We start from the raw sequence: 25,407 nt of genomic DNA, 5'->3' as shown, positions 1-25,407 counted from the left end.
TGCAGCAATACAAATTTATTTCACTCTGTATTAAATACTTTAATAAATTACTTATCGATAGTCACGCTAGTGATGGCATCGGTGATTTTAGTGAAGGTGTCTTTCAACGCGCCAAGATATCCGCTGTCCTGATCGCCCAGTACGAAGGCCAGCAGAGTAGCCATAGCTACACCAATCAGTGCGTATTCAATAGCAGTAACACCCTTCTCATTTTTGCCAAACTGCGCTAAACGAACCTGAGCTGCTACATATAATTTGGTTAAGCTATTCATCCATTTTTTCCTTAAAATAAGAGAGTAAATTCTGTCTAAAAGCACTCCGGCTTTAGACTGGGCATATTTAAGCAGCGTTGCCCTTAATTGTCCTTACTGAAACCATTTGTAATTATCAATTACTATCAAAAACCGTTGATTATCTAAAGAAATAGAAAAATGCCATTAACAGAGTAGACAACCAACATACGGCGATAACGGCCAGGATAGTAATGAAGAAATTCCAACGTTTAGAGTTATACCATGGAACATCTTTACTTTCTTTTGCCTGCACGTTTTCCTCTGCTGGCGATACCGGCAAGCTTTCTTCCTCTTCTAACCGTATGGCATTGGCTTCCTGACTTTCCTCCAACATACAGGCTTTATCAAGGAGGATAGTTTCTCCGGCTACGGTATTTGATCCCGCTCCCGTATCCGCTGCCTTCTTTTCTACCTTCCCCATATACTTTACGCCTTTACGGGGAATGGTTTTTATTAAGGAGTTAGGTAAACCGACTAAGCTGAACGCCTTTCTGAGCATGTAAATTTGACCATAATAGCTACTGTCGCTAACCGAGCCTCTTTGTTCATGCCAGACCTGTTTAATTATTGCCTGCTTATCCGTTTCGCCATTTAGTATCAGCAATAAAAAGCGATAACTATTTTCCGATAAGCCAATAACTGTGCCTGATTCATTGACGATGCATCTCTCTCCCGGCAGAAATTTAACGCCCTCCCCCAGGTTAAAGACCATCTCATCATTACAAGCCTCATTCATTTGCTGCAAGCTCCATCTATTTTTTATTTCAATAGAAATCTTTCTATCTTTATTTGTTCAGCTTCCATTGAGACCATTTTACATATGTTATGGTTATACATTTTTCTACCCAGTACAACCCTGTCGCCTTGCAACATCGCCTGCTGAAAATGCTTCAGAGAAGCTTACAGAAAATTGAACTATTTTCTTTTAACAAAAGTTCTCATTTTTTCTTTAGTCGAATACATAATAACTTGCAACTACGCTTAGCAAAGCTTCAAAAGTCTCACAGATAACTTTAGAACATCATATTTACTGGTTTAGCTAATCCATTAACGTACCAGGACACTTTATTTACGAAAAGTTAATTGCTTATTTTTACAGCACACTTTTTTCCGTATTTGGTGGATTTAACACCGCTATCCGGATCTTTCTATTAACACCCATAGCCCTGAAAACCAGAACAGCTCTCTGTTAGCTAGCGGCAGGAGTAGGCTGTTTACGCAATATCTGGCAACTCAAGGGAGCGTTAAAATGAGATAATGCACAGGCCGTCAATATATCGTGAAGGCAGGGTAAGTTACAACAGACTCGTCCGGTATTGTTCATCCACTCCAGCCAGGACGAATCTATATCGCATCAACGGCTAAAACGATACCATTTACATTTTATCCAAAAGCAAACATTTAATTGCCTACTAATAAATTAATAATTATTCATGCTATAAGAGCCAACAATTACTCTTAACATTACGAGATGTTTTTAAAAGTTCTTTTGCTTATCTCACCAGGTAGTTTTGATATGTTCCAGGAGTGAAAATCTTATCTGTTGAGTAAGATAAATCTAACGAAAAAATATAATAAATAAACGGAAATAAGATTAACCCTCTGAATTAGCTTTTCCGCTTTCAATTTGCGGACAGGAAAGGTGAACAAGGCTGCCAGCGGTTTATACCGTTAACAGCCCTGCCAGCTACAGGCGAATAGGAGAGATGTTCCAGATTTCGTCAGCGTACTCCTGAATCGTTCGATCCGAAGAGAAATAGCCCATGTTAGCGATGTTTAACGCTGCACGTCGCTGCCATTCCTCCGGCTGACGATAGAGTTCATCCACTTTATCCTGCATATCAACATAGCTACGGTAGTCGGCCAGTAGCTGATAGTGATCGCCCAGCCCTACCAGCGAATCGTAGATATTGCGGTAGCGGCCCGGTTCCTGTGGGCTAAACACACCGGTAGCAATCTGCGTCAGCGCCAGCTGTAGCTCCGCGTCACTTTCATAGTAATCACGCGAGTTGTAACCGTTACGGCGTAGCGCTTCTACCTGGGGCGCAGTGTTGCCAAAGATAAAGATATTCTCTTTGCCAACATGTTCACGCATTTCTACATTAGCGCCATCCAGCGTACCGATAGTAAGCGCGCCGTTAACGGCAAATTTCATATTGCTGGTACCCGATGCCTCAGTACCCGCCAGCGAAATTTGCTCAGAGAGATCGGCTGCCGGAATGATAATCTGCGCCAGGCTCACGCTATAGTTAGGGATGAACACAACCTTCAGGCGATTTTTCACCTGCGGATCGCGGTTAATGACGTCTGCGACATCATTAATCAGATGGATAATATGTTTTGCCATGTAGTAAGCAGAGGCAGCCTTACCGGCAAAAATATTAACCCGAGGTACCCAATCCGCATCAGGCTCGGCTTTAATGCGGTTATAACGCGTAATGACATGCAGCACATTCATCAGCTGGCGTTTGTATTCGTGGATACGCTTGATCTGTACATCAAACAGCGCGTTTGGATCGAGCACTATATCCATGTTCTTCGCCACCCAGCTCGCCAGGCGCTGCTTGTTTGCCAGTTTGGCATCGGCGATCTTTTCGATAAAAGCAGGATAATCAATCTGCGGCTTGATATCTTCCAGCTGACTAAGATCGGTACGCCAGTTGCGTCCGATAACCTCATCCAGTACCGCCGATAACGGCGGATTCGCCAGTGCCAGCCAGCGGCGCGGCGTAATACCGTTGGTTTTATTACAGAAGCGTCCAGGAAACAGGCGGGCAAAATCAGCGAACAGCGACTGCACCATCAGATTGGAGTGCAGTTCAGAAACACCGTTTACCTTATGGCTGACGACAACTGCCAGCCAGGCCATTCGCACCTGACGCCCATTATTTTCATCAATAATGGATATACGAGACAGTAACTCCCAGTCATTGGGGTAGTGATCCTGAATCGTTTTCAGAAAATAGTCATTAATCTCAAAAATGATTTGTAGATGACGTGGCAGTATCTTTCCGATCATACCCACTGGCCAGGTTTCCAGCGCCTCGCTCATCAGCGTATGGTTGGTATAAGAGAAAACCTGACAGACGATCTCAAAAGCATCATCCCAGCTAAATTTATGTTCATCGATCAACAAACGCATCAGTTCCGGGATCGCCAGCACCGGATGTGTATCATTCAAATGGATTGCGATTTTATCGGCGAGGTTGTCAAAGGTTTTGTGCATTTCCCAATGGCGGTTAAGAATATCCTGCACCGTCGCGGATACCAGGAAATATTCCTGCCGCAGCCGTAACTCACGCCCTGAGTAGGTCGAGTCATCGGGATAAAGCACACGCGATACGTTTTCAGAGTGGTTTTTATCCTCTACTGCCGCAAAGTAATCGCCCTGATTAAATTTGCCCAGGTTGATTTCATTACTGGCCTGGGCGCTCCACAGCCGTAGCGTGTTAGTAGCATCGGTATCATAGCCGGGCACGATCTGGTCGTAAGCCATCGCCAGTACCTCTTCGGTTTCCAGCCAGCGCACCTTCGCGCCTTCATGCTGTAACCGTCCACCAAAGCGCACCTTGTAGCGGGTATTAAAGCGTTGGAACTCCCAGGGATTACCATATTCCAGCCAGTAATCAGGCGATTCGGCCTGACGACCGTCAACAATATTCTGCTTGAACATGCCGTAATCGTAGCGGATGCCGTAACCATGGCCCGGCAAGCCCAACGTCGCCAGCGAGTCCAGGAAGCAGGCGGCCAGTCGTCCCAGCCCGCCGTTACCTAAACCGGGATCGTTCTCTTCCTCGATCAGCTCACCCAGATCCAGCCCCATTTCCTCCAGCGCAGTATGCAGATCTTCATAGATCCCCATTGCCAATAGCGCATTAGAGAGGGTGCGCCCCATCAGAAACTCCATCGACAGGTAGTAAACCTGACGCACATCCTGCGAAAGCTGAGCACGGCTGGAGCGCAGCCAGCGCTCTACCATACGATCGCGCACCGCCAGTAGCGAAGCGTTCAGCCACTCATGCTTGTTAGCGCCAGCAGGATCTTTACCCAGCGTAAACATCAGCTTATAGGCAATAGAGTGCTTTAACGCTTCAACCGTCAGCGTAGGTGAGGCATAGATAAAAGGTGCGTTCATAGCAAGTATCCCGAATCAGGTTACAACAACCGTTGATAAAGGTCCCGGTAGGCCTGTGCAGCCACCTGCCAGCTAAAATCCATCGCCATCGCCTGACGCTGTACGTAACGCCATAGTGAAGGACGAGACCACAGAACAAATGAACGCCGAATTGCACGCAGCAGCGACCAGGCGTTACTGTCTTCAAAGCTGAAACCGCTGGCGATGCCGTCCGCCAGGTTTTCCAGCGAGCTGTCGTTTACCGTATCCGCCAGGCCACCGGTGCGTCGTACCAACGGCAGCGTGCCATATTTCAGGCCATACAGCTGCGTCAGGCCACAAGGTTCAAAGCGACTCGGCACCATAATGACATCCGCCCCCCCCATAATGCGGTGGGAGAAGGCTTCGTGATAACCGATCTGAACGCCCACGCTGCCGGGATTTTCCGCCGCTGCCGCAAGGAAACCCTGCTGTAGCACCGCATCGCCAGCGCCCAATAACACCAGCTGTCCGCCCTGTTCCAGCAGGCTGGGCAACGCCTCCAGTACCAGATCGAGCCCCTTCTGCTTCGTCAGACGACTGACCACAGCAAATACCGGCACGCTGTCATCCACTTTCAGTCCCATCGCAATCTGCAACTGGCGCTTGTTCTCCGCCTTGGCATCAAGCGTGTCGCGGTTATAGCGGGCATTGAGCAGCAGGTCATGTGCCGGGTCCCAGATTAAGGGATCGACACCGTTGAGAATGCCGCTCAGTCTTCCTTCGCGCATCCGCTCTGCCAGCAGAGATTCCATGCCGTAGCCATATTCCGGCTGCGTAATTTCCCGCGCATAGGTCGGGCTAACCGCCGTAATATGATCGGCATAGAATAGCCCCGCCTTGAGGTAAGAGATCTGGCCGTAAAACTCCAGCCCGTGCATATCAAAGAAAGACGGCGGCAGCTGGATCTCTTCCATATGGTGCGCGTAGAACAGCCCCTGGTAGGCCAGGTTATGTACAGTAAACACTGATTTCGCCGGACGCCCGCGTGCCGCCAGATAGGCGCACGTCAGACCGGCATGCCAGTCATGGGCGTGTACGATATCCGGACGCCAGGCGGTATCCAGCCCACAGGCCATTTCACACCCTATCCAACCGAGCAGCGCGAAGCGCAGATAGTTGTCTGGATAAGCGAACTGGTTTTCATCGTGATAGGGGCTGCCGGGCCGATCGTACAGATCTTCAGCTTCAATCAGATAAATACCAACCCCATTAAAATGTCCAAAATGTAGCCTCACGGGGCCTGCGAAAGTTTGCAGCTCAGCAACGACTTCCGTGTCGGTAATGCCCTTGCGCAGATCCGGAAACGCAGGGATCAAAACGCGCGTATCCACTCCATCTGCAATCTGTGCTGCCGGTAATGCCCCCACCACATCAGCTAGCCCGCCGGTTTTCAGCAGCGGGAAAAGTTCTGAACAGACATGTAAAACCTGCATTCTCGGCTCCTTTAACGGAAATCTGGCGCGATCCTCGCGCAGATTGCGTGTATTACTGTTTCGTCGGTCACACGGCGGCATCGGCCAGTTTGGCCAACATGTCGCGCGTCACCAGCACGATGCCCTCTTCTGAACGGTAAAAACGGCGACTGTCTTCGTCAGGGTTCTCGCCGATCACCATTCCTTCCGGAATAACGCAGGCGCGATCGATAACGCAGCGGCGCAGACGACAGGATCGTCCAACGACCACATCAGGCAGCAGCACGGCAGAATCTATATTGCAAAACGAATTCACGCGGACGCGTGAAAACAGAACGGAGTGCGCCACAACCGAGCCGGAGATAATGCAGCCGCCGGAAACCAGCGAATTCATTGTCATCCCGTGGCTGCCGGAACGATCCTGCACAAATTTCGCAGGCGGCAGCGGCTCCATATGGGTATGGATAGGCCATTCATGGTCATACATATCCAGCTCCGGCATCACCGAAGCGAGATCAAGATTAGCGCGCCAGTAAGCTTCCAGCGTGCCGACATCACGCCAATAGGGAGGCATGCTGTCATCGCTCTGTACACAGGAAAGCGTAAAGGAGTGCGCCAGCGCTTCGCCGCTGGCCACAATTTTCGGCAGCAGATCCTTGCCAAAATCGTGGCTGGAGCCGGAGATATCTAAATCTTCTTCCAGCAGCTGATAGAGATAATCGGCGTTAAATACGTAGACGCCCATGCTGGCCAACGCCTTGCTCTCATCGCCCGGCATAGCGGGCGGCTGGGCCGGTTTTTCAACGAAATCAATAACCCGATTATGTTCATTAACCGCCATCACGCCGAACGCCGTCGCCTCCTGAATCGGCACCGGCAGGCAGGCGATAGTACAGCGCGCATCGTTATCAACGTGGTCCAACAGCATGCGCGAGTAGTCCATCTTATAGATGTGGTCCCCCGCGAGAATTACGATATATTGCGCGTCGTAGCGGCGAATAATATCCAGGTTCTGGGTTACCGCATCGGCAGTGCCGCGATACCAGTGCTCGGTGGTAAAACGCTGCTGGGCTGGTAGCAGATCGACAAACTCATTCATCTCTTCATTAAGAAACGACCAGCCGCGCTGAATGTGCTGCACCAGCGAATGCGACTGATACTGGGTAATTACCCCAATGCGGCGAATGCCGGAATTAAGGCAGTTCGACAGTGCAAAATCGATGATGCGGAACTTGCCGCCAAAGTGAACGGCAGGCTTGGCGCGCGTGGCGGTCAGATCTTTCAGGCGCGTGCCGCGTCCACCTGCAAGAATCAAGGCGACCGTTTGCCCAGGGAGCTGTCTTGCCAGCATCAGATGTTCGGTACGTTCTAACTTGACCATGTCTGACTCCTTATAGTTGCTTTTGGAACACACACACGCCGTGCGCGGGTCCATGCCAGACAGTTGACAGGATCGGATTATCTTCCCCGGCAAATGGAGGAACAGCGCGCCATTCTCCGTCTGGTAGAGATAGTTCGCTCACGTCTTGCGTGGCATTTATCGTTATTAGCCAGCTTCCGGACAGCAGGATTTGCAATTGATGCTTGCCCTGCTCCCACTCCTGCGCGCTCAGCGGTCGTCCTTCATGGTTGAGCCACTGAACATTTCCATCGCCTTCCTCCCACCAGCGGTCTTGCGTCAACGCAGGAATTTTCTGACGCAACTGCACCAGCGCGGCGGTAAAGGCGTACAACCCCTCATCCCGGTTTTTCCAGTCAAACCAGGTCAGTTCGTTATCCTGACAATAGGCATTGTTGTTGCCGTACTGGCTATGCCCCTGTTCATCACCGGCCAGCAGCATTGGCGTACCCTGCGCCAGCAGTAGCGAAGTAAGAAGCGCATGGACAGAGCGACGACGGCGCTCCAGCACGTTAAGCGATACCGTTAAGCCTTCGCTGCCGTGGTTATGGCTGTAGTTATTGTTGTGCCCGTCACGATTATCTTCCCCATTCGCTTCATTATGCTTACGCGCAAAACTCACCAGATCGCGCAGAGTGAAGCCGTCGTGCGCGGTAATCAGGTTTACCGTTGATGACGGCAGGCGATCGTTATGACGGAAACAGTCGCTGGACGCGGCAAAGCGGCGTGCAAAATCGCCGTTAGACAGCTCGCCGTGTAACCAGTAACGGCGCATAGCATCGCGGAAACGATCGTTCCAGTCGGCAAAAGGCGAAGGAAAACGTCCCAACTGATAGCCGTCCGGCCCGATATCCCACGGTTCGGCGATCAGCTTGACCTGAGAAAGAATCGGGCAGGCTTTTATCGCTGCAAAAAACGGTGCATCGGCGCGAAATTCCGGCGTTCTTCCCAACACCGGTGCCAGATCGAAGCGAAAACCATCGACATGACATACCGTGACCCAATAGCGCAGGCAGTCGAGCGCCCAGCGCATCACCTGGGGATGGCTGAGATTGAGCGTATTGCCGCAGCCGGTCCAGTTGTGATAGCGCCCATCCTTGCTGAGTCGGTAATAGCTGGCGTTATCCACACCACGCAGGCAGAGCGTAGGACCAATCTCTTCCAGCTCGGCGGTGTGGTTCAGCACGATATCCAACACCACTTCAATTCCGGCGCGATGCAACGTTTTTACCGCCTGCTGAAACTCCTGTAGCGGGCTGCACCCATCCTTACCGGAGGCGTAGCGCGGCTCAACCGCCCAGAGCGCATAAGGGTTATAGCCCCAGTAATTACGCAGCCCCAGCTGTTGCAGGCGAGGCTCATCGGCAAACTGCGCAATCGGCTGTAGCTCCAGGGTGGTAATCCCCAGCTGTTGAAGGTAGTTGACGATAGCTGCATGACCCAACGCCGCATAAGTACCACGCTGCATTTCCGGAATTTCCGGATGTCGCTGCGTCAGTCCACGTACGTGCGCTTCATAAATCACCGTCTTGCCCCAGGGCACGCGTGGCGCAACATCGTCACCCCAGTTAAAGTCATTCGCTATCACCACACTTTTCGGCGCGACGGCCGCGCTGTCGCTCTCGTCCGGCTGCCATTCGCCACCGTTAAGCAGCGCGCTGTCCGGAACCGCCCCCTCAACGGCACGAGCACAGGGATCAATCAGTAGCTTCGCGGGATTAAAGCGGTGCCCCTGTTCGGGTGCCCAGGGACCATGAACGCGATAGCCGTAACGCTGTCCAGGAGCGAGCTCAGGAAAATAGCCGTGCCAGATATCATCTGTACGCATCGGCAGGTCATAGCGGCTTTCCTCGCCTTTTTCATCAAAAAGGCAGAGTTCCACGCGCTGAGCATGCTGCGAAAAAAGCGTAAAGTTGACGCCTTTCCCATCCCAGGTTGCGCCCAGGGGGGCAGGTTTACCGGCACTCAGGTAACTCATTCCACCTCCCTGACCAACCAAATCGTTGCCAGCGGCGGTATGGTCAGCGTCAGCGAATGCTCGCGGTTATGGCTGGGAACCGGTTCGCTCCAGACGGTGCCGCCATTGCCAGTATTGCTGCCCTTATAGTGATACGAATCGGTATTGATAACTTCGCGCCAGCCGCCCGGCTGACTGATACCAAAGCGATAGTTGTAGCGCGGTACCGGCGTGAAGTTGCTGGCGACAATGATTTCATTGCCTTCCCGATCGCGGCGTACGAAAACAAATACTGAGTTTTCATGGTCATCCACCACCAGCCATTCAAAGCCGCTGGGATCAAAATCGCACTGATGCAACGGCGTATAATGGCGGTAGGTCAGGTTAAGATCGCGCACCAGCCGCTGAACGCCGTGATGCCAGTTGTCTTCACCTTCCAGCAGATGCCAGTCGAGGCTGGTGTCGTGGTTCCACTCCCTGCCCTGGGCAAATTCGCCGCCCATAAACAGCAGCTTTTTACCGGGGAAGGCCCACATCCAGCCGTAATAGGCGCGCAGGTTAGCAAATTTCTGCCAGGCGTCACCGGGCATACGGTCGAGGATAGAACGCTTGCCGTGTACCACTTCATCATGTGAGAGCGGCAGCACGAAATTTTCGGTGTAGTTGTACACCATGCCAAACGTCATCAGATTGTGATGGTAGTTACGATAGACCGGATCGAGTTTCATATAATCCAGCGTGTCGTGCATCCAGCCCAGATTCCACTTGTACCAGAAGCCCAGCCCGCCCGATTCCGGCGGGCGCGATACGCCGTAAAAATCAGTGGACTCTTCGGCAATGGTCACCGTACCCGGCGCGTTATGCCCCAGCATACGGTTGGTGTAGCGGATAAAATCAATCGCTTCGAGGTTCTCACGCCCGCCGAAGTGGTTCGGTACCCATTCCCCTTGCGGGCGGCTATAGTCGCGGTAGATCATTGACGCCACCGCATCCACCCGCAGCCCGTCGATACCAAAACGCTCCAGCCAGTAAAGCGCGTTACCGGCAAGATAGTTACTGACTTCACGGCGTCCGTAGTTATAGATCAGCGTATTCCAGTCCTGGTGGAAACCTTCGCGCGGATCTTCGTGCTCATATAGCGCGGTGCCGTCAAACTGCGCCAAACCAAAATCATCTGAAGGAAAATGGCCCGGCACCCAGTCAAGCAGCACGTTCAGCCCCGCTGCATGCGCGGCGGCGACAAAGTGGCGGAACTCATCACGCGTGCCGAAGCGGCGCGTTGGCGCATACATTCCCACTGGCTGATAGCCCCAGCTGCCGTCAAACGGATGTTCGTTAACCGGCATCAGTTCGATATGGGTGAATCCCATCTCTTTAACATAGGGGATCAGCTGTTCTTCCAGCTCTTTGTAGCTCAGCCAGAAGTTGTTATCGGTGTGCCGTCGCCAGGATCCCAGATGCACTTCATAGATAGAAATCGGCGCGTCAAAAGCGTTCGCCGCCTTACGCTCCGGGCGCATCTCTACTTTCTCCGGCAGCCCGCAAATCATGGAGGCGCTGTCGGGACGCATTTGCGATTCAAAAGCAAAGGGATCGGCTTTCAGCCGCAGCTGGCCTTTGTTATCGATAATTTCATATTTGTAGAGCTGGCCGGTGCGAGCCGCCGGAACAAACAGTTCCCAGACGCCAATCTCACGGCGAAAACGCATCGGATGTCTGCGTCCATCCCAATAGTTAAAGTCGCCGACTACCGAGACACGGCGTGCGTTAGGCGCCCAGACGGAAAAGCGTGTCCCGCTGATGCCGTCAATAACATCCGCGTGCGCGCCCAGCGTTTCATAAGGGCGCAGGTGGGTGCCTTCGGCCAGCAGCCAGCTATCCAGCTCCTGCAACAGCGGGCCAAAACGATAGGCATCATCAATCAGGTTTTGCTCGCCGTGCCAGGTGACGGCCAGCTGGTAGCGAAACGGGTTCTTACGACGCGGGATAACGCCGTGAAAAAAGCCGCGCGAATCAAGGCACTTCAGCTGCGCGCATTTGCGCCCGGTGCTGGTTTCGATTACCCACACTTCAGACGCATCAGGCAGCAGGGCGCGAACCTCAAGGCCGCTACTGGTCTGGTGCATTCCCAACAGTGAAAAGGGGTCAGCGTAATGACCTTCAATAATCGCATTGATCGCGTGGCGATCCGGGAGCTCTGACATGACTTTCTTCCTGTGATTTATGGCAGCCGAAACCATAACGTTAACAAGCACGTTAGCCTGACTACTCTTCAATGAGCCATGTACGCGCCGACAGTGCCGCAACCTTTCCATGGGAAAAAGCGTTGCCGCGCGCATCAACTATTAATATTCGAAACGGAAAAACGAAACAGTCATGCTAAGCATAGACAAGGCGTACAATAAGCCTGCGAACTTTGCATAAAATAATTTTAGTAATAGCAAAAAGAGGAGGCAGATCACCCGTCGGCGGCTATTCCGTCAGGTGATTGAAAAAGCAGGGAATGCGAAAAAGTGTGGGATAACGCCCCATTCCACAGGCAGAACGGGGCTGAAACAGATTAATCTACCAGCAAACGCAGCATACGGCGCAGCGGCTCGGCGGCCCCCCACAGAAGCTGATCGCCAACGGTAAAGGCGGAAAGGTAATCCGGTCCCATATTCAGCTTACGCAGACGCCCTACCGGCGTGCTCAGCGTACCGGTGACGGCGGCAGGCGACAGCTCGCGCATCGTCAGCTCGCGATCGTTCGGCACTACTTTCACCCACTCGTTGTGCGCGGCCAGTATCTGCTCGATTTCTGCCAGCGGCACATCTTTCTTCAGCTTCAACGTGAAGGCCTGACTGTGGCAGCGCAGCGCGCCGATACGTACGCAGAGGCCATCAACCGGGATCGTCTGCTGCGTGCCGAGAATCTTGTTGGTTTCCGCCTGACCTTTCCACTCTTCGCGGCTCTGGCCGTTTTCCAGCTGTTTATCAATCCACGGGATCAGGCTGCCCGCCAGCGGAACACCGAAGTTATCGGTCGGTAGCGTGCCGGAACGGGTCAGTTCCGTCACCTTACGTTCAATGTCCAGAATCGCCGACGCCGGGTTTTGCAGCTCTTGCGCCACGTGGTTATGCAACATGCCCATCTGCGTCAGCAGTTCACGCATGTGACGCGCGCCGCCGCCGGAAGCGGCCTGATAGGTGGCAACCGACGCCCACTCCACCAGATCGTGCGCAAACAGACCACCGAGCGACATCAGCATCAGGCTGACGGTGCAGTTGCCGCCGACAAAGGTCTTAATGCCTTTATCCAGCCCCTGACGAATCACCTGATGGTTAACCGGATCGAGAATGATAATCGCATCATCTTTCATACGCAGCGTGGAAGCCGCATCAATCCAGTAACCCTGCCAGCCGCTGGCACGCAGCTTCGGGTAGATCTCACTGGTATAGTCGCCGCCCTGACAGGTGATGATAATATCCAGCGCCTTCAGCGCATCAATATCATAAGCATCCTGAAGCGTACCATTCTGACCGCCAACGGTCGGGGCCGCCTGGCCATGCTGAGAAGTAGAGAAAAAAACCGGGCGAATCGCGTCGAAATCGCGCTCTTCGCTCATGCGCTGCATCAGCACCGAGCCGACCATACCGCGCCAACCAATAAGACCTACATTTTTCATTGAGCACCTGCTACGGGCTACCCGCCGCGCTGGTGCGCCGCACAGGCGGCGACCGCAACAAAGGGTAGCGACAGTCTGAAAAGTGAAAACATCGGATCGCCGGAAAGCGAAGCCCGCCAGAGAAAATTTGGTTTACCTGTAACCACCAACTCTACAAAATGCAGCCCTGCTGGCAAGTGAATTAATTCGATTGGATTAATCTTTTCAATAGCATTGCTAATAACAGCGCTGCCCGTTTAAAGATGAAGAGCAAAATAAATGACTGAAATGATCTCTGCGACCATATTATTGTTGTTGATAATGGACCCGCTAGGCAATTTGCCGATTTTTATGTCGGTTTTAAAGCATCTGGAACCGAAACGCCGCCGCATGGTGCTGATGCGCGAAATGTTGATCGCGCTGGGTATTATGCTGCTGTTTTTATTCGCCGGGGAGAAAATTCTCGCCTTCCTCAACCTGCGTACCGAAACGGTTTCGATCTCCGGCGGCGTCATCCTGTTTCTGATTGCGATTAAAATGATTTTTCCTTCCGCCGAGAGCAACAGCAGCGGCCTGCCGGTGGGTGAAGAACCTTTTTTGGTGCCGCTTGCTATTCCGTTAGTCGCCGGGCCTTCACTGCTTGCCACCCTGATGCTGCTTTCCCATCAGTATCCTAACCATATGGGTTATCTGGTGGGCGCGCTGCTCTGTGCCTGGGGCATTACGGTAGTGATTTTGCTGCTTTCCGGCCTGTTTCTGCGGCTGCTGGGCGATAAAGGCGTGAATGCGCTGGAGCGCCTGATGGGATTGATTCTGATTATGCTGGCAACGCAGATGTTCCTCGACGGTATCCGCGCCTATCTGAAAATTTAATTGATGGGAAAGGCGGGCGAATGGCGTTTTTGCCTCCGCCCGCCACGATCAGGAAAGCAGCTCGAAAGCGATCATACCGATAATCGCCCCGACGGTGCCCAGAATCGTCTCCATCAGCGTCCAGGTTTTCAGCGTCTGCGCTTCGGTAGCGCCGGTAAAACGCCCAAACAGCCAGAAACCGGCGTCATTAACATGGCTGACCACAATCGAACCGCCAGCGATACAGATCGACAGCGCCGCCATTTGCGCACCGTTATAGTGCAGCGGCTCAATCACCGGCATCACCAGCCCGACCGCCGTTAAACAGGCAACCGTCGCCGATCCCTGAATAATGCGCACCGCAGCGGCGAGGATAAAGCAGGCCAGCGCAATTGGCAGACCTGCGCCGGTAAGCGCGTTACCGAGCGCCGGACCAACGCCGGAATCCACCAGCACTTGCTTAAACACGCCGCCTGCACCGATCACCAGCAGAATGATGCCCGCAGGCTGTAACGCGCTGCCGCACACCTGCATTACCTTTTCTTTATCCATTCCCTGACGCCAGGCCAGACCGTAAATTGCCAGCAGCAGCGCCAGCAGAATGGCGGTAAAGGGATGTCCAATAAACTCCAGCCATTCATAGAGCCGCGAGCCTTCGGCGGTGAAGCGTGCACCAATCGTTTTCAGCCCCACCAGCACCAGCGGAAAGAGGATCAGCGACAGGCTGAAGGCGAACGACGGCATCTTATGCTGTTCAACATCCGGCTGCGATGTCTCTTCCGGCACGTTAAAACTCACGTGACGGCTGATAACGTTGCCGAACAGCGGCCCGGCGATCAGCATACCGGGCAGCGCAGCGCAGAGGCCGAGCAGGATCATCCAGCCGAAATCGACGTGCATCTGCGATGCCAGCAGCATCGGTGCCGGACCCGGCAGCAGAAACGCCGCTGCCGCCGCGACCCCGGCAAACAGCGGGATCACCAGCTTCACCAGGTTATCGCCGGTACGTCGCGCCACGGCGAAGGCAATGCTGATCAGCAGCACCACCGCCACCTCGAAGAACAGCGGCAGCGCGCAGATTAATCCGGCGATGCCCATCGCGTAATGTGCACGACGTTCGCCGAACGATTTCAGCATGCGGATAGCGATTTGATCGACCGCGCCGGTTTCATGCAGGATTTTGCCGAACATCGCGCCCAGCGCCACCACCACTGCGAGGAAGCCAAGCGTGCCGCCCATGCCTTTCTGCATGGTTTCAGCGATTTTATTCAGCGGCATTCCGGAGAACAGGCCAGCGCCGAACGAGACTAATATCAGAGCGACGAAAGCATGCATACGCGCTTTCATTACCAGGAACAGCAGCAGGAGAACGGAACCTGCCGCGGTTAACACCAGGGTTGCGGTACTCATAAGAAACAACTAATCCTTTTTGATCGCACCCTCAATGGTGGCGATGGTAGCGGCAACGACGTCCGGCAGGGGATGATTGATATCGACGACCAGTACATCACTCTCATCAGCGGCGGGCTCTTCCAGCGTTTCGAACTGGGAAACCAGCATCTGCGGCTTAAAGAAGTGACCTTTACGCGCCTTCAGACGGCTCTCGATAGTTTCAAACTCGCCTTTCAGATAGATAAAAGAGAGATTGTCGTTACCCCGACGCAGAATATCGCGGTAGCTTTTTTTCAGTGCGGAGCAAACGATAATCGAAACGGCCTGGGTGCGCTGCATGGCAAAAGCCGCATCGTTGACTGCCCGTAGCCAGGGCTGACGATCGCTGTCGTTTAGCGGATGGCCGTGGGCCATTTTTTCGATATTGGCACGCGGATGGAGAAAATCGCCGTCAAGAAACGCGGTTTTCAGCTGGTGCGAGACTTCATAAGCAACGGCGGATTTACCGCTGCCCGATACGCCCATCAGGATAAAAACATGATGTGACGGCGACTGAGTTTGCATTGTAGTTGGCTCCGGCAGATGAAAATGCAAATGTTACCGATAACATTGGCGTATCCATTCTCAGTACGTGCGCTTCTCAGCGCAACCCGTCGGGCAGGAAAAGCCTGGAATTGTGAGCAGGTTCAAAAAAACATCCGATTCAGATGCTCTCCCCTTCCTCAATTTCAAAGCCTACGTCGATGGGCTGATGCACGCTGTTATCGCCGCCGATGCGTGCCAGCAGAAGCGTCGCCGCCTCACGTCCCATGCGCTCACGCGGGGTGAATACCGTCGCCAGTCTTGGCGTCACCACGTGGGCAATATCGTGTCCGTGAAAACCGGCAATCGCCATCTGCTCCGGTACGCGTAATCCCTGGCGCTGACATTCAAACATAGCACCGATTGCCAAATCGTCATTGGTACAGAACAGGCTATCGGTCTGCGGATAGCGTCGCCGCGCCTCGCACAGCAGCATCGCGCCCGCGCTAAACGAGGAGGCTTCCTCCATCATGACGCTGCGCGGCTCCAGCCCCACCTCGCGCATCGCCAGCGCGTAGCCCTGCTCTTTTTGCAGCGTACGCTCATCCAGCCGCGCGCCGAGATAAACGGTATGGCGATGCCCTTTCGCCAGAATCGCGTGCGTCATCTGACGCGCCGCCTCAACGTTATCGAAGCCAACCGCCATATCCAGACAGGGGGAAACGCTGTCCATCATCTCAATCACCGGAATTCCGGCAGTTTCAATCATACGCAGGCTGGCGGGCGTATGGGTGCGTTCAGTGAGGATCAGGCCATCGATATTCCAGCCCAGCAGAGAGCGCAGCTGTAATTCTTCTTTTTCCGCGTTATAGCCGAAGTGGCCCACCAGCGTCTGATAACCCGCGCCATCGGTAACAGCTTCAATCCCGCGCAGCACGTCGGCGAATACCTGGTTGGTCAACGAGGGCAGCAGCACGCCGATAGCGCGGCTGGTGGCGTTTGATAACATATCGGGCGCGCGGTTGGGAATGTAGCCCAACTCATCCAGCACGACGGCAATTTTCGCCCCCAACGCGGCAGAGACCTGTTGCGGATTACGCAGATAGCGGCTGACGGTCATTTTCGTCACGCCGACGCGATCGGCAACATCCTGTAGCACGGGTCTTTTTTTCTTCATGATGGATTCGCTGGGCAGAGAGAGATGGGGCTGAGTTTACAAAAAAAAGCCAGCCGTCACGAGCGGGGAAAACGTGACGATGGTTGCAGCTGCGCCAAAGCGAATGTCGGCGGTCTTATTTCATCACAATGAAAAAAGCCGCCGGACAGAATGAGCGGCGGCTTAAAGCACGTTAACGTTTTATGATTACACCGGCGGCAGATCGAACAGCAGGATTTCCGCATCGCTGCTCGCCTTCAGCGTCAGCGTACTTTCATCCCAAATTGCCAGCGCATCGCTGGTAGTTACCGATTGATCGTTTACCTGCACATCGCCCTTCACCACCTGAATCCAGATGCGGCGCGATGCATCCAGCGCAACGCTATCGCTTTCGCCCGCTTTCAGCACCCAGCGCGACAGCGTCATATCCTGATAAACCTTCAGCGAACCTTCACGCGCATCGGGTGACAAAATCAGCTGGCGACCCTGTACGTCGGCAAAGCGGCGCTGCTCGTAACGCGGCTCAATGCCGGTTTTTTCCGGGATAATCCAGATCTGATACAGATGCAGCGGTTCGCTGCTGCTGGCGTTATATTCAGAGTGCCGCACGCCGGTACCGGCGCTCATAATCTGAAACTCACCTGCCGGAATCTGCTCTTTGTTGCCCATGCTATCCTGATGCTCGACGGTGCCGGAGAGCACGTAGGTCAGAATTTCCATATCTTTATGCGGATGCGTACCAAAACCCTGACCCGCATCGATCACATCTTCATTAATCACCCGCAGCGCGGAGAAGCCCATAAAGTTGGCATCGTAGTAGTTGGCAAAGGAAAATGTATGCCAGCTATCCAGCCAGCCGTGACTGGCATGACCGCGTTCTTCAGCTTTGCGTAAGTAAATCATGTTCAATGCTCCTCAACGTTTTTTTATAGTCTGGGCCTGGAGCAGAGCAAATGATAGCTGAAAAACTTCACCTCTCTGTTCAAAAAAAATGAATGGTTTTCCCGCTGCCCGATAAAGAGGGGACAAGCAGATTGATGAAGCATGGAGGAAACGGCAACGGGGAAAATGCCCAGACCGACGGGCAAAAAAAAAGCCAGCACCCGGCTGGCTAAGATAATACTGGAAGCAATGTGAGCAATGTCGTGCCTTCGCAGTGAGCCTTAACAAGTCTCGCCGGAGTGCATGGCAATAATAATCATTATCATTCGCGTCTGTAAACCCCTTTCTGGTAATTTTCTTGTTTATTTCTCCGCTTAAGCGACTTCATCAACGGTAAGACCTCGTTGAATGGAGGTTTTGGTTTATTAATATCCCGCCGTCAGATCGTCTGGCGTGCGCGGATCGGAAGCGCCGTACAGCCTGCCGTCCGGCCCGATCATAATGCTTTGCGTGCTGCCCATCGCCGGCAGCAGTTGAACGTTCTGCCCTTTCGCGCTCAGCAGCTTCAGCGTATCCGGGCTAAAACCTTTCTCAACCCGTAGCTGATCCGGCAGCCACTGATGATGAAAACGCGGCGCATTGGTCGCTTCCGCCACATTCATTCCGAAATCGATGCTGTTGACCACCATTTGCAGCACGGTAGTGATAATGCGGCTACCGCCGGGGCTGCCGGTAACCAGCCAGGTTTTGCCATTTTTCACCACAATAGTCGGCGACATAGAAGAGAGCGGGCGTTTGCCGGGTTGAATGGCATTGGCTTCGCCACCGACCAGGCCATAAACATTCGGCGTACCGGGACGAGCGGAGAAATCATCCATCTCGTTGTTCAGCAAAATACCGCTTTTTCCGGCGACAATGCCGCTGCCAAAGTTGGTATTCAACGTGTAAGTCACGGCAACCGCATTGCCTGCTTTATCCACCACGGAAAAATGCGTGGTCTGGTTGCTCTCGTAAGGTGCCAGCTTACCGGGTTTGATCTGTTCCGAGGGGCGCGCTTTGGCGATATCGATCTGTTGCGCCAGCGATTTCGCATAGGCTTTGCTGGTCAGCGCCTGCCACGGCACTTTGACAAAATCGGGATCGCCCAGATATTCCGAACGGTCGGCGTAGGCGTACTTTTCCGCCTCCGCCATTACCTGAATGGCATCGGCGCTGCCAAAGCCCATTTTTGCCAGATCGAAGTTCTCCAGAATATTCAGGATCTGAATAATATGGATACCGCCGGATGAGGGAGGCGGCATCGAAAAGATCTGGTAGCCGCGATAGCTACCGCCGATTGGCTGGCGCTCCAGGGCGCGATAGCTGGCTAAATCCTCCTTGCCGATCAACCCGCCATGCTGTGCCATTTCCGCTGCGATCTCATCGGCGATATCGCCTTTATAAAAGGCATCGGGCCCCTGTTGGGCAATCAGCGACAGGCTGCGCGCAAGGTTCTCCTGTATCAGACGCTCGCCTTTTTGATAAGGCGTCCCGTCCGCCTTGAAAAAGATTGCCCGGCTGTTGTCGTGGCTCAGCAGCACTTCCTTGCCGTAGGTATTCAGATCGTCAGCCAGCGCATCGTTTACCACAATGCCCTTACGCGCCAGATCTATCGCCGGTTGCAGCAGGCGGCTCAGCGGCAGAGTGCCATACTTATCCGCCGCCAGCGCAAAGCCCGCTACCGTACCGGGCGTACCGGAGGCTAACGGCGAGGTCAGCGAGAGTTTGCTGTCGGCATTGCCCTGTTTATCGAGAAACATATCGCGACTGGCACGCGCTGGCGCAATCTCACGGAAATCGATAGCGGTGACATGGCCCGCCGCGGTACGCAACAGCATAAAACCGCCGCCGCCCAGGTTACCCGCCTGTGGATGCGTCACCGCCAGCGCAAAGCCAACGGCAACCGCCGCATCCACCGCGTTACCACCCTGACGAAGAATATCGACTCCAACCTGCGTAGCCAGCGCATCCACCGATGCCACCATCCCCTGCTGCGCCCTGACCGGATGAAAAGTATCTGCCTCGATGCCATATGAAACCGGCGGTGCATTCTGCACCAGCGCCAATGCCGGTGCGCCCCATACTGATGCCAGCAGCGCAGCAGCCAGCCCCCATCCCTTCACTCTTTTTTGCATTGTGTTTACCCTTGTTATTGTTTTTTACATTATGTTTGCTCTTTATAAACATGCACAAACTAAGCCAAAAAAACGAGAGATAACGCAAATTAACCGGAATTAGCAGGCCGATAGCGCAGGGTGAGTTAGACTTAAACAGGTTAACGGGCAATGCCGCCGTTCTGGCTCGCCGCCCCGGAAGGAGGAGATCGTGAAGAAATTACTGTTGATGTTTATCGCGCTGCTGCCGCTGAGCAGTATGGCGGATACGCTGAATAACAACAATAACCCGAATCAGCCTGGCTATAATCCCAGCCAGCAGCGGCTGCAAAACCAGATGCAGTCAAATCAAATTCAGCAACAAAACCGGCTGCGCCAGGATCAACAATGGCAAACGCAGCAAACCCAGCGTCGTCTACAGGAGCAGCGCAACAGCACGCAGCAACGCGTACAGCAATCACAGCCAGGCAACGCAACGCACTATCCGCCGATTAATCAGCAGGATAGCCGCTAAGCGTCAGAAATCGGGGCCGATGATATCGATGCGATCGGTGCAGATCGCATCCACGCCCCATTCCAGCAGTAAACGGGCGCGTGCGGGCTGATTCACGGTATAAACCAGAATGTGCAGACCAGCCTGCCTGATAGCCGCAGTGCGCTCCGCGTCCAGCAGACGATGATTAAGGTGCAGCGATACGCAATCCAGCTGCTGTGCCATATTCAGCCAGTCATCATGCCATTCATCGAGCAGCAAACCGCGCGGCAGCTCCGGGGCCGCCTGCATCGCCGCTTCCAGCGCAGCGAAAGAAAATGAAGAGAGCAGCGGCGGCGTTTCTCCACGCCAGAGTTCACGCGCCGCCAGCGCCACTGCACGTCCGGTTGCAACTTCACAGCCGGTAGTCGGTTTGATTTCAATATTAGCCATCAGCTGATGCTGGCGGCAGCGGGCCGCAACCTGCGTCAGTAAAGGCAGAGGTTCCGCTTCAAACGCGCTGCCGAACCAGCCGCCCGCATCCAGCAATGCCAGCTTTTCCCACGGCAGTTCGCCTGCAATACCCCAGCCGTTGCTGGTGCGATCGAGCGTATCGTCATGCAGCAAAAAGAGCTGCTCGTCACGCGACAGCTTGACGTCAAACTCAATCATGGTGTGACCATAGCGGGCACCCACATCAATCGCTGCCAGGGTATTTTCCGGTGCCAGTTTGCCGCCGCCGCGATGCGCGACAATACGCGGATAAGGCCAGGGATGAGTATTCATTCCAGACGAGCTCCATCATCGGTAGAGAAGAAGTGCAGCGCCTTGTCAGGCAGATGCAGCCACAGCGTGCTGCCCGGCGCGGGACGCTCAATATGCGGCAAGCGTACCACAACTGGCCTGCCACCCCAGCGCCCGTGCGCCAGATTATCGGCACCCAACAGCTCCAGCGTTTCAACGGTTAACGGCACGCCGCCCGCCTGCTGGCGACTCAGGCTGATATGTTCCGGACGAATACCCAGCGTTGCCGTCTGATTCGCCCAGCGCTTTCTCGCCGTCGCCAGCGGCAGAGACATGCCATCTGCCAACGTAAAGGCGGTGCCGTCATGGCTGAAAATGCCCTCAAGCAGGTTCATTGCAGGCGCGCCGATAAAGCTGGCAACGAAGCGCGTGGCGGGCCGCTCGTAAACCTCAACCGGCGTGCCGATCTGCTCAACAATCCCTTTGTTCATCACCATCACGCGCTGCGCCAGCGTCATCGCCTCAACCTGATCGTGGGTAACATAGAGGCTGGTAGTTTGCAGGCGTCGGTGCAACAGCTGTAGCTCCAGGCGCATCTGCACCCGCAGGCGTGCGTCCAGATTAGATAACGGTTCATCGAACAGAAACAGTGCCGGTTCGCGCACGATGGCGCGCCCCATTGCTACCCGCTGGCGCTGGCCGCCGGAAAGCTCGCGTGGATGTCGTTTAAGCAGCGCCTCCAGTTCCAGGCTGCGCGCCGTCTCCATTACCTTTTGGCGGATCTGCTCGCGTCCCATGCCACGAATTTTCAGACCGTATGCCATATTCTCTTCCACCGTCATATGTGGATAGAGCGCATAGTTCTGGAAAACCATGGCGATACCGCGATCTTTTGGCTCCAGCTCGGTAACGCGCCGCCTGTCGATATAGATATCGCCGCTGGTGACGCGCTCCAGCCCCGCCACCATCCGTAGCAGCGTCGATTTACCACAGCCGGATGGCCCGACAATCACCATAAATTCGCCATCATCAATTGCCACGTCCAGCGGCTGAATAATTTGCTGTTTGCCATCCCAGGATTTGGTGACGGCCTGAAGTGTGACTGCTGCCATTGTTTATTTCTCGCTTTCAACCAGACCACGCACAAATGCCCGCTGCATTACCATCACCACCACGATCGGCGGGATCAGCGTCAGCAGCATCGCCGCCATCACCAGATTCCACTGCGTTGTGCCTTCGCCGGAAGAGATCATACTGCGGATCCCGGCTACCGCCGTGCCCATCTGCGCGTCGCTGGTGATCAAAATAGGCCAGAGGTACTGATTCCAGCCGTAGATAAAGGTAATCACGAACAGCGCCGCCAGATTGGTACGCGACAGCGGCAGTACGATATCGCGGAAAAAACGCATCGGCCCCGCGCCGTCAATACGCGCCGCCTCTATCAACTCATCCGGCAGCGAAAGAAAAAACTGACGAAAAAGAAAGGTAGCGGTTGCCGACGCCATCAGCGGCAGCGTTAAGCCGCTGTAGCTGTCGAGCAGCTGAAGATTCGCCACCACCTCTACCGTTGGGAAGATGCGCACCTCTACCGGCAGCATCAGGGTGATAAAAATCATCCAGAACACCAGGTTACGCAGCGGAAAGCGGAACCAGACCAGCGCAAAGGCGGACAGGATCGAGACGATGATTTTGCCGCACGTAATGCCCAGCGCCATCAGCGTACTGTTGATCAACAGCACACTCATTGGCGCGCTGTTGCTGCTGACGCCATGCAGCCAGATTTCACGCAGGTTATGCCATAGCTGGTTGCCGGGGATCAGCGTCATCGGCACCTGAAAAATCTGCTGGTTGTCCAGCGTGGCGGCGACAAACGCCACCCACAGCGGAAACAGGATGGTTAAGATGCCGAGAGTCAGCATCAGGTGGCTGAAAATATCCAGCCCGCGTCGGTTTTCAATCATTGATAACGCACCTTACGTTCGACGTAGCGGAACTGGATCACCGTTAACATGATTACCAGCAACATCAGGACCACCGACTGCGCGGCGGAGGAGGAGAGATCCAGCCCGGCAAACCCTTCGCGATAGATTTTATAAATCAGCGTGGTGGTTGCCTGTACCGGCCCGCCCTGGGTTGCCGCATCGATTACCGGGAAGGTGTCGAAAAAGGCGTAGACCAGATTGACCACCAGCAAAAAGAAGCTCACCGGCGCGATCAGCGGCAACGAGAGATGAAAAAAGCGCCGCAGCGGCCCGGCACCATCAATGGCGGCAGCCTCTACCAGCGAGCGCGGAATTGACTGTAACGCCGCGAAGAAAAACAGAAAGTTATAGCTGATCTGCTGCCAGACCGAAGCCAGCACCACCAGAAACATCGCCTGACCGCTGCTCTGCGCATGGTTCCAGCTGTAGCCCAGCTCATGCAAAAAATGGCTAATCAGGCCGATGCCGGGATTAAACAGGAACATCCACAGCACCGCCGCGATCGCGGGCGCTACCGCATAGGGCAGCAGCAGCAACGTCTGATAGAAGCGGCGCAGGCGCAGCACATAATCCGCCAGCGCGGCGAACAGCAGCGAAATCATCAGCCCGCAGCCGGTCACCAGCGCGCTGAACAGCAGCGTGGTCCAGAAAGAGGCCAGATAATAGCTGTCATCCAGCAGGCGGCGGAAATTCTCCAGGCCAACAAAGGTGCTGGAAAAGCCGAACGGATCGACGCTTTGCACCGAATACCAGAGCGCTTCCCCGGCGGGCCAGATAAAAAAAATCAGCGTAATCAGCAATTGAGGCAGCACCAGCGCCCACGGCAGCCAGCGCGAATGAAAAACGGGACGAGAGCTGGACATGAAGTCATTCCATAGCAGGCTGGTAAAAATCAGCAACGCGCCGGGCCGCTCGCGCCGCCCGACTCAGGGTTATTTCACCTGTTGCTCAAAGCGACGCAGCAGCAGATTGCCGCGCTGTACGGCGCTATCCAGCGCTGCCTGTGGCGTTTTACCGCCGCTCCAGACGCTCTCCAGCTCTTCATCAACGATAGTGCGGATCTGTGGCATATTGCCAAGACGCAGCCCCCTGGTGAACGGCAGCGGCGGCTTGTTCAGCATCTGGCGGGTGGCGATATCCGCGCCGGGATTTTGCGCATAGTAGCCCTGCTGACGCGTCAAATCATAAGCGGCCTTTGTCACTGGCAGATAGCCGGTTTTTTGATGCCATTCGGCGGCAATTTCCGGCTGGGTCAGGAATTGCAGGAACTCCGCGACACCTTTATAGGTGTTGTTATCTTTGCCCTGCATTACCCACAGGCTGGCACCGCCGATGATGGCGTTTTGCGGCGCGTTGGGCACGCTCTCGTCATAAGGCATCATGCCTACGCCGTAACTGAATTTGGCGTGCTGACGAATATCCGCCAGCGAGCCGGAGGAGGCGGTGGTCATCGCACAGTCGCCATTATAAAACTTCTCGGTAGATTCATCCTTACGGCCAAAATAGGTGAAATCCCCTTCCTTGTTCATTGCTTCCAGCATGGCGATATGGCGCACCTGCTCCGGTTTATTAAAAATCAGCTGCGCGCTGGTGCCGCCGAAGCCGTTGTTTTCCGTCGCTACCGGCAGGCCGTGCCAGGCGCTGAAGTTTTCAATCTGAATCCAGCCCTGCCAGCCGCTGGCATAGCCGCACCTGATACCCGCTTTACGCAGCGCTGCGGTATCTTTTGCCAGCTGCTGCCAGGTTTTTGGCGGCTGTTCAGGATCGAGTCCCGCTTTTTTAAACGCGTCTTTGTTGTAATAAAGCACCGGCGTGGAACTGTTAAACGGCTGCGACAGCAGATGACCGCTCTTTGCCTCGGTGTAGTAACCAGCAACCGTTGGCACAAACTGGCTCTCGTCGAACCTGATGCCCGCATCGTTAAACACCTGATAGACCGGCTTGATAGCGCGCGAAGCCATCATGGTGGCGGTACCAACTTCGTAAACCTGTAAAATCGCCGGTGCTTTGCCGGTACGAACCGCAGCGATGCCCGCCGCCAGGCTCTGCTCATAGTTGCCTTTGTAGACCGGAACGATGTGGTAATCGGGATGAGCCTGGTTGAAACGTGCTGCCAGCGAATCCACTTCTTTACCTAATTCGCCTTCCATTGAGTGCCAGAACGGAATGTCCGTCGCGGCCAGGGCGTTGCTGCTCAGAGCCAGCCCCAGCAGCACGCTGAGAGCCGTATGACGAAACGTAAGAGAGGACATATCATTTTCCTGTGACATTGTAGGTCTGTACGAAATCAGGTTTTTTTCAGTTCGCGAAGTAACATGACACGGGAAAATGACGGAAAGATAACCGTTAAATGACGGAGAAATGACAGCCAGATTGCAGAGCCTGGCCT

The 25,407-nt window shown here is 54.2% G+C and carries 20 protein-coding genes; 2 read left to right on the top strand and 18 right to left on the bottom strand.

What is annotated here, in order from left to right; all coding sequences use genetic code 11:
• Nucleotides 1–47: 47 nt before the first annotated feature.
• The 8 genes from C7M51_RS19040 to asd all read right to left on the bottom strand — a co-directional run bounded on the left by C7M51_RS19040 (nt 48) and on the right by asd (nt 12,884).
• Entirely contained in the window at nt 48–272 is a 225-nt protein-coding gene (locus C7M51_RS19040) for a Flp family type IVb pilin (protein ID WP_160623105.1), read from the bottom strand.
• Nucleotides 273–411: 139 nt separating this feature from the next.
• The gene (locus C7M51_RS19035) at nt 412–1,029 is read right to left on the bottom strand and encodes a winged helix-turn-helix domain-containing protein (RefSeq protein WP_160623104.1); all 618 of its coding nucleotides are present in this window, start codon (nt 1,027–1,029) and stop codon (nt 412–414) included.
• Nucleotides 1,030–1,980: 951 nt separating this feature from the next.
• Nucleotides 1,981–4,428, bottom strand: coding sequence for a glycogen phosphorylase (glgP, locus tag C7M51_RS19030; protein WP_160623103.1), 2,448 nt, complete (start codon nt 4,426–4,428; stop codon nt 1,981–1,983).
• Nucleotides 4,429–4,448: 20 nt separating this feature from the next.
• Nucleotides 4,449–5,882, bottom strand: a complete 1,434-nt coding sequence (gene glgA, locus C7M51_RS19025) for a glycogen synthase GlgA (RefSeq protein WP_160623102.1) — start codon at nt 5,880–5,882, stop codon at nt 4,449–4,451.
• 67 nt (nt 5,883–5,949) lie between these two features.
• Entirely contained in the window at nt 5,950–7,242 is a 1,293-nt protein-coding gene (gene glgC / locus C7M51_RS19020) for a glucose-1-phosphate adenylyltransferase (RefSeq protein ID WP_160623101.1), read from the bottom strand.
• Nucleotides 7,243–7,252: 10 nt separating this feature from the next.
• Nucleotides 7,253–9,238 carry a glycogen debranching protein GlgX gene (glgX, locus tag C7M51_RS19015; protein ID WP_160623100.1) on the bottom strand — a complete coding sequence of 662 codons (1,986 nt, stop codon included), beginning with the start codon at nt 9,236–9,238 and terminating at the stop codon, nt 7,253–7,255.
• Complete coding sequence (gene glgB, locus C7M51_RS19010; RefSeq protein ID WP_160623099.1) at nt 9,235–11,421, bottom strand: 1,4-alpha-glucan branching enzyme; 2,187 nt, start codon at nt 11,419–11,421, stop codon at nt 9,235–9,237. Before glgB ends, glgX begins: the two co-directional genes overlap by 4 nt.
• A gap of 356 nt (nt 11,422–11,777) precedes the next feature.
• Nucleotides 11,778–12,884, bottom strand: a complete 1,107-nt coding sequence (gene asd, locus C7M51_RS19005) for an aspartate-semialdehyde dehydrogenase (RefSeq protein WP_160623098.1) — start codon at nt 12,882–12,884, stop codon at nt 11,778–11,780.
• A gap of 258 nt (nt 12,885–13,142) precedes the next feature.
• On the opposite strand from asd, the gene C7M51_RS19000 reads away from it, so the two are divergent.
• A complete protein-coding gene (locus C7M51_RS19000; RefSeq protein ID WP_160623097.1) occupies nt 13,143–13,736 on the top strand; it encodes a YhgN family NAAT transporter in 594 nt (197 codons plus the stop codon).
• A 48-nt stretch (nt 13,737–13,784) separates the two neighbouring features.
• Here the strand turns inward: C7M51_RS19000 and gntU are convergent, their stop codons facing one another.
• From gntU to ggt, 5 genes are all read right to left on the bottom strand, one after another.
• On the bottom strand, nt 13,785–15,125 hold the full coding sequence (gene gntU / locus C7M51_RS18995) for a gluconate transporter (protein WP_160623096.1): 1,341 nt from the start codon (nt 15,123–15,125) through the stop codon (nt 13,785–13,787).
• A gap of 9 nt (nt 15,126–15,134) precedes the next feature.
• A complete protein-coding gene (gene gntK / locus C7M51_RS18990) occupies nt 15,135–15,671 on the bottom strand; it encodes a gluconokinase (protein ID WP_160623095.1) in 537 nt (178 codons plus the stop codon).
• Between the two features lie 139 nt (nt 15,672–15,810).
• Entirely contained in the window at nt 15,811–16,806 is a 996-nt protein-coding gene (gene gntR, locus C7M51_RS18985) for a gluconate operon transcriptional repressor GntR (RefSeq protein WP_160623094.1), read from the bottom strand.
• A 186-nt stretch (nt 16,807–16,992) separates the two neighbouring features.
• The gene (locus C7M51_RS18980; protein ID WP_160623093.1) at nt 16,993–17,688 is read right to left on the bottom strand and encodes a pirin family protein; all 696 of its coding nucleotides are present in this window, start codon (nt 17,686–17,688) and stop codon (nt 16,993–16,995) included.
• A 404-nt stretch (nt 17,689–18,092) separates the two neighbouring features.
• A complete protein-coding gene (gene ggt, locus C7M51_RS18975) occupies nt 18,093–19,841 on the bottom strand; it encodes a gamma-glutamyltransferase (RefSeq protein WP_160623092.1) in 1,749 nt (582 codons plus the stop codon).
• A 190-nt stretch (nt 19,842–20,031) separates the two neighbouring features.
• Here ggt and C7M51_RS18970 point away from each other — a divergent pair, with 190 nt between their 5' ends.
• Entirely contained in the window at nt 20,032–20,334 is a 303-nt protein-coding gene (locus C7M51_RS18970) for a DUF2756 domain-containing protein (protein ID WP_160623091.1), read from the top strand.
• Nucleotides 20,335–20,337: 3 nt separating this feature from the next.
• Here C7M51_RS18970 and ugpQ read toward each other — a convergent pair whose 3' ends face one another.
• From ugpQ to ugpB, 5 genes are all read right to left on the bottom strand, one after another.
• Nucleotides 20,338–21,078 carry a glycerophosphodiester phosphodiesterase gene (ugpQ, locus tag C7M51_RS18965; RefSeq protein ID WP_160623090.1) on the bottom strand — a complete coding sequence of 247 codons (741 nt, stop codon included), beginning with the start codon at nt 21,076–21,078 and terminating at the stop codon, nt 20,338–20,340.
• Nucleotides 21,075–22,148, bottom strand: coding sequence for a sn-glycerol-3-phosphate import ATP-binding protein UgpC (locus C7M51_RS18960; RefSeq protein WP_160623089.1), 1,074 nt, complete (start codon nt 22,146–22,148; stop codon nt 21,075–21,077). The genes ugpQ and C7M51_RS18960 overlap by 4 nt, the downstream gene beginning before the upstream one ends.
• Before the next feature lie 3 nt (nt 22,149–22,151).
• On the bottom strand, nt 22,152–22,997 hold the full coding sequence (gene ugpE / locus C7M51_RS18955) for a sn-glycerol-3-phosphate ABC transporter permease UgpE (protein ID WP_160623088.1): 846 nt from the start codon (nt 22,995–22,997) through the stop codon (nt 22,152–22,154).
• Nucleotides 22,994–23,881, bottom strand: a complete 888-nt coding sequence (gene ugpA, locus C7M51_RS18950; protein WP_160623087.1) for a sn-glycerol-3-phosphate ABC transporter permease UgpA — start codon at nt 23,879–23,881, stop codon at nt 22,994–22,996. Before ugpA ends, ugpE begins: the two co-directional genes overlap by 4 nt.
• Nucleotides 23,882–23,950: 69 nt before the next feature.
• Entirely contained in the window at nt 23,951–25,270 is a 1,320-nt protein-coding gene (ugpB, locus tag C7M51_RS18945; RefSeq protein WP_160623086.1) for a sn-glycerol-3-phosphate ABC transporter substrate-binding protein UgpB, read from the bottom strand.
• Nucleotides 25,271–25,407: the final 137 nt, after the last annotated feature.

It is taken from the genome of Mixta intestinalis (genome assembly GCF_009914055.1).
Taxonomy (GTDB): Bacteria; Pseudomonadota; Gammaproteobacteria; order Enterobacterales; family Enterobacteriaceae; genus Mixta; species Mixta intestinalis.
This window is presented reverse-complemented; position numbering and strand designations above follow the sequence as displayed.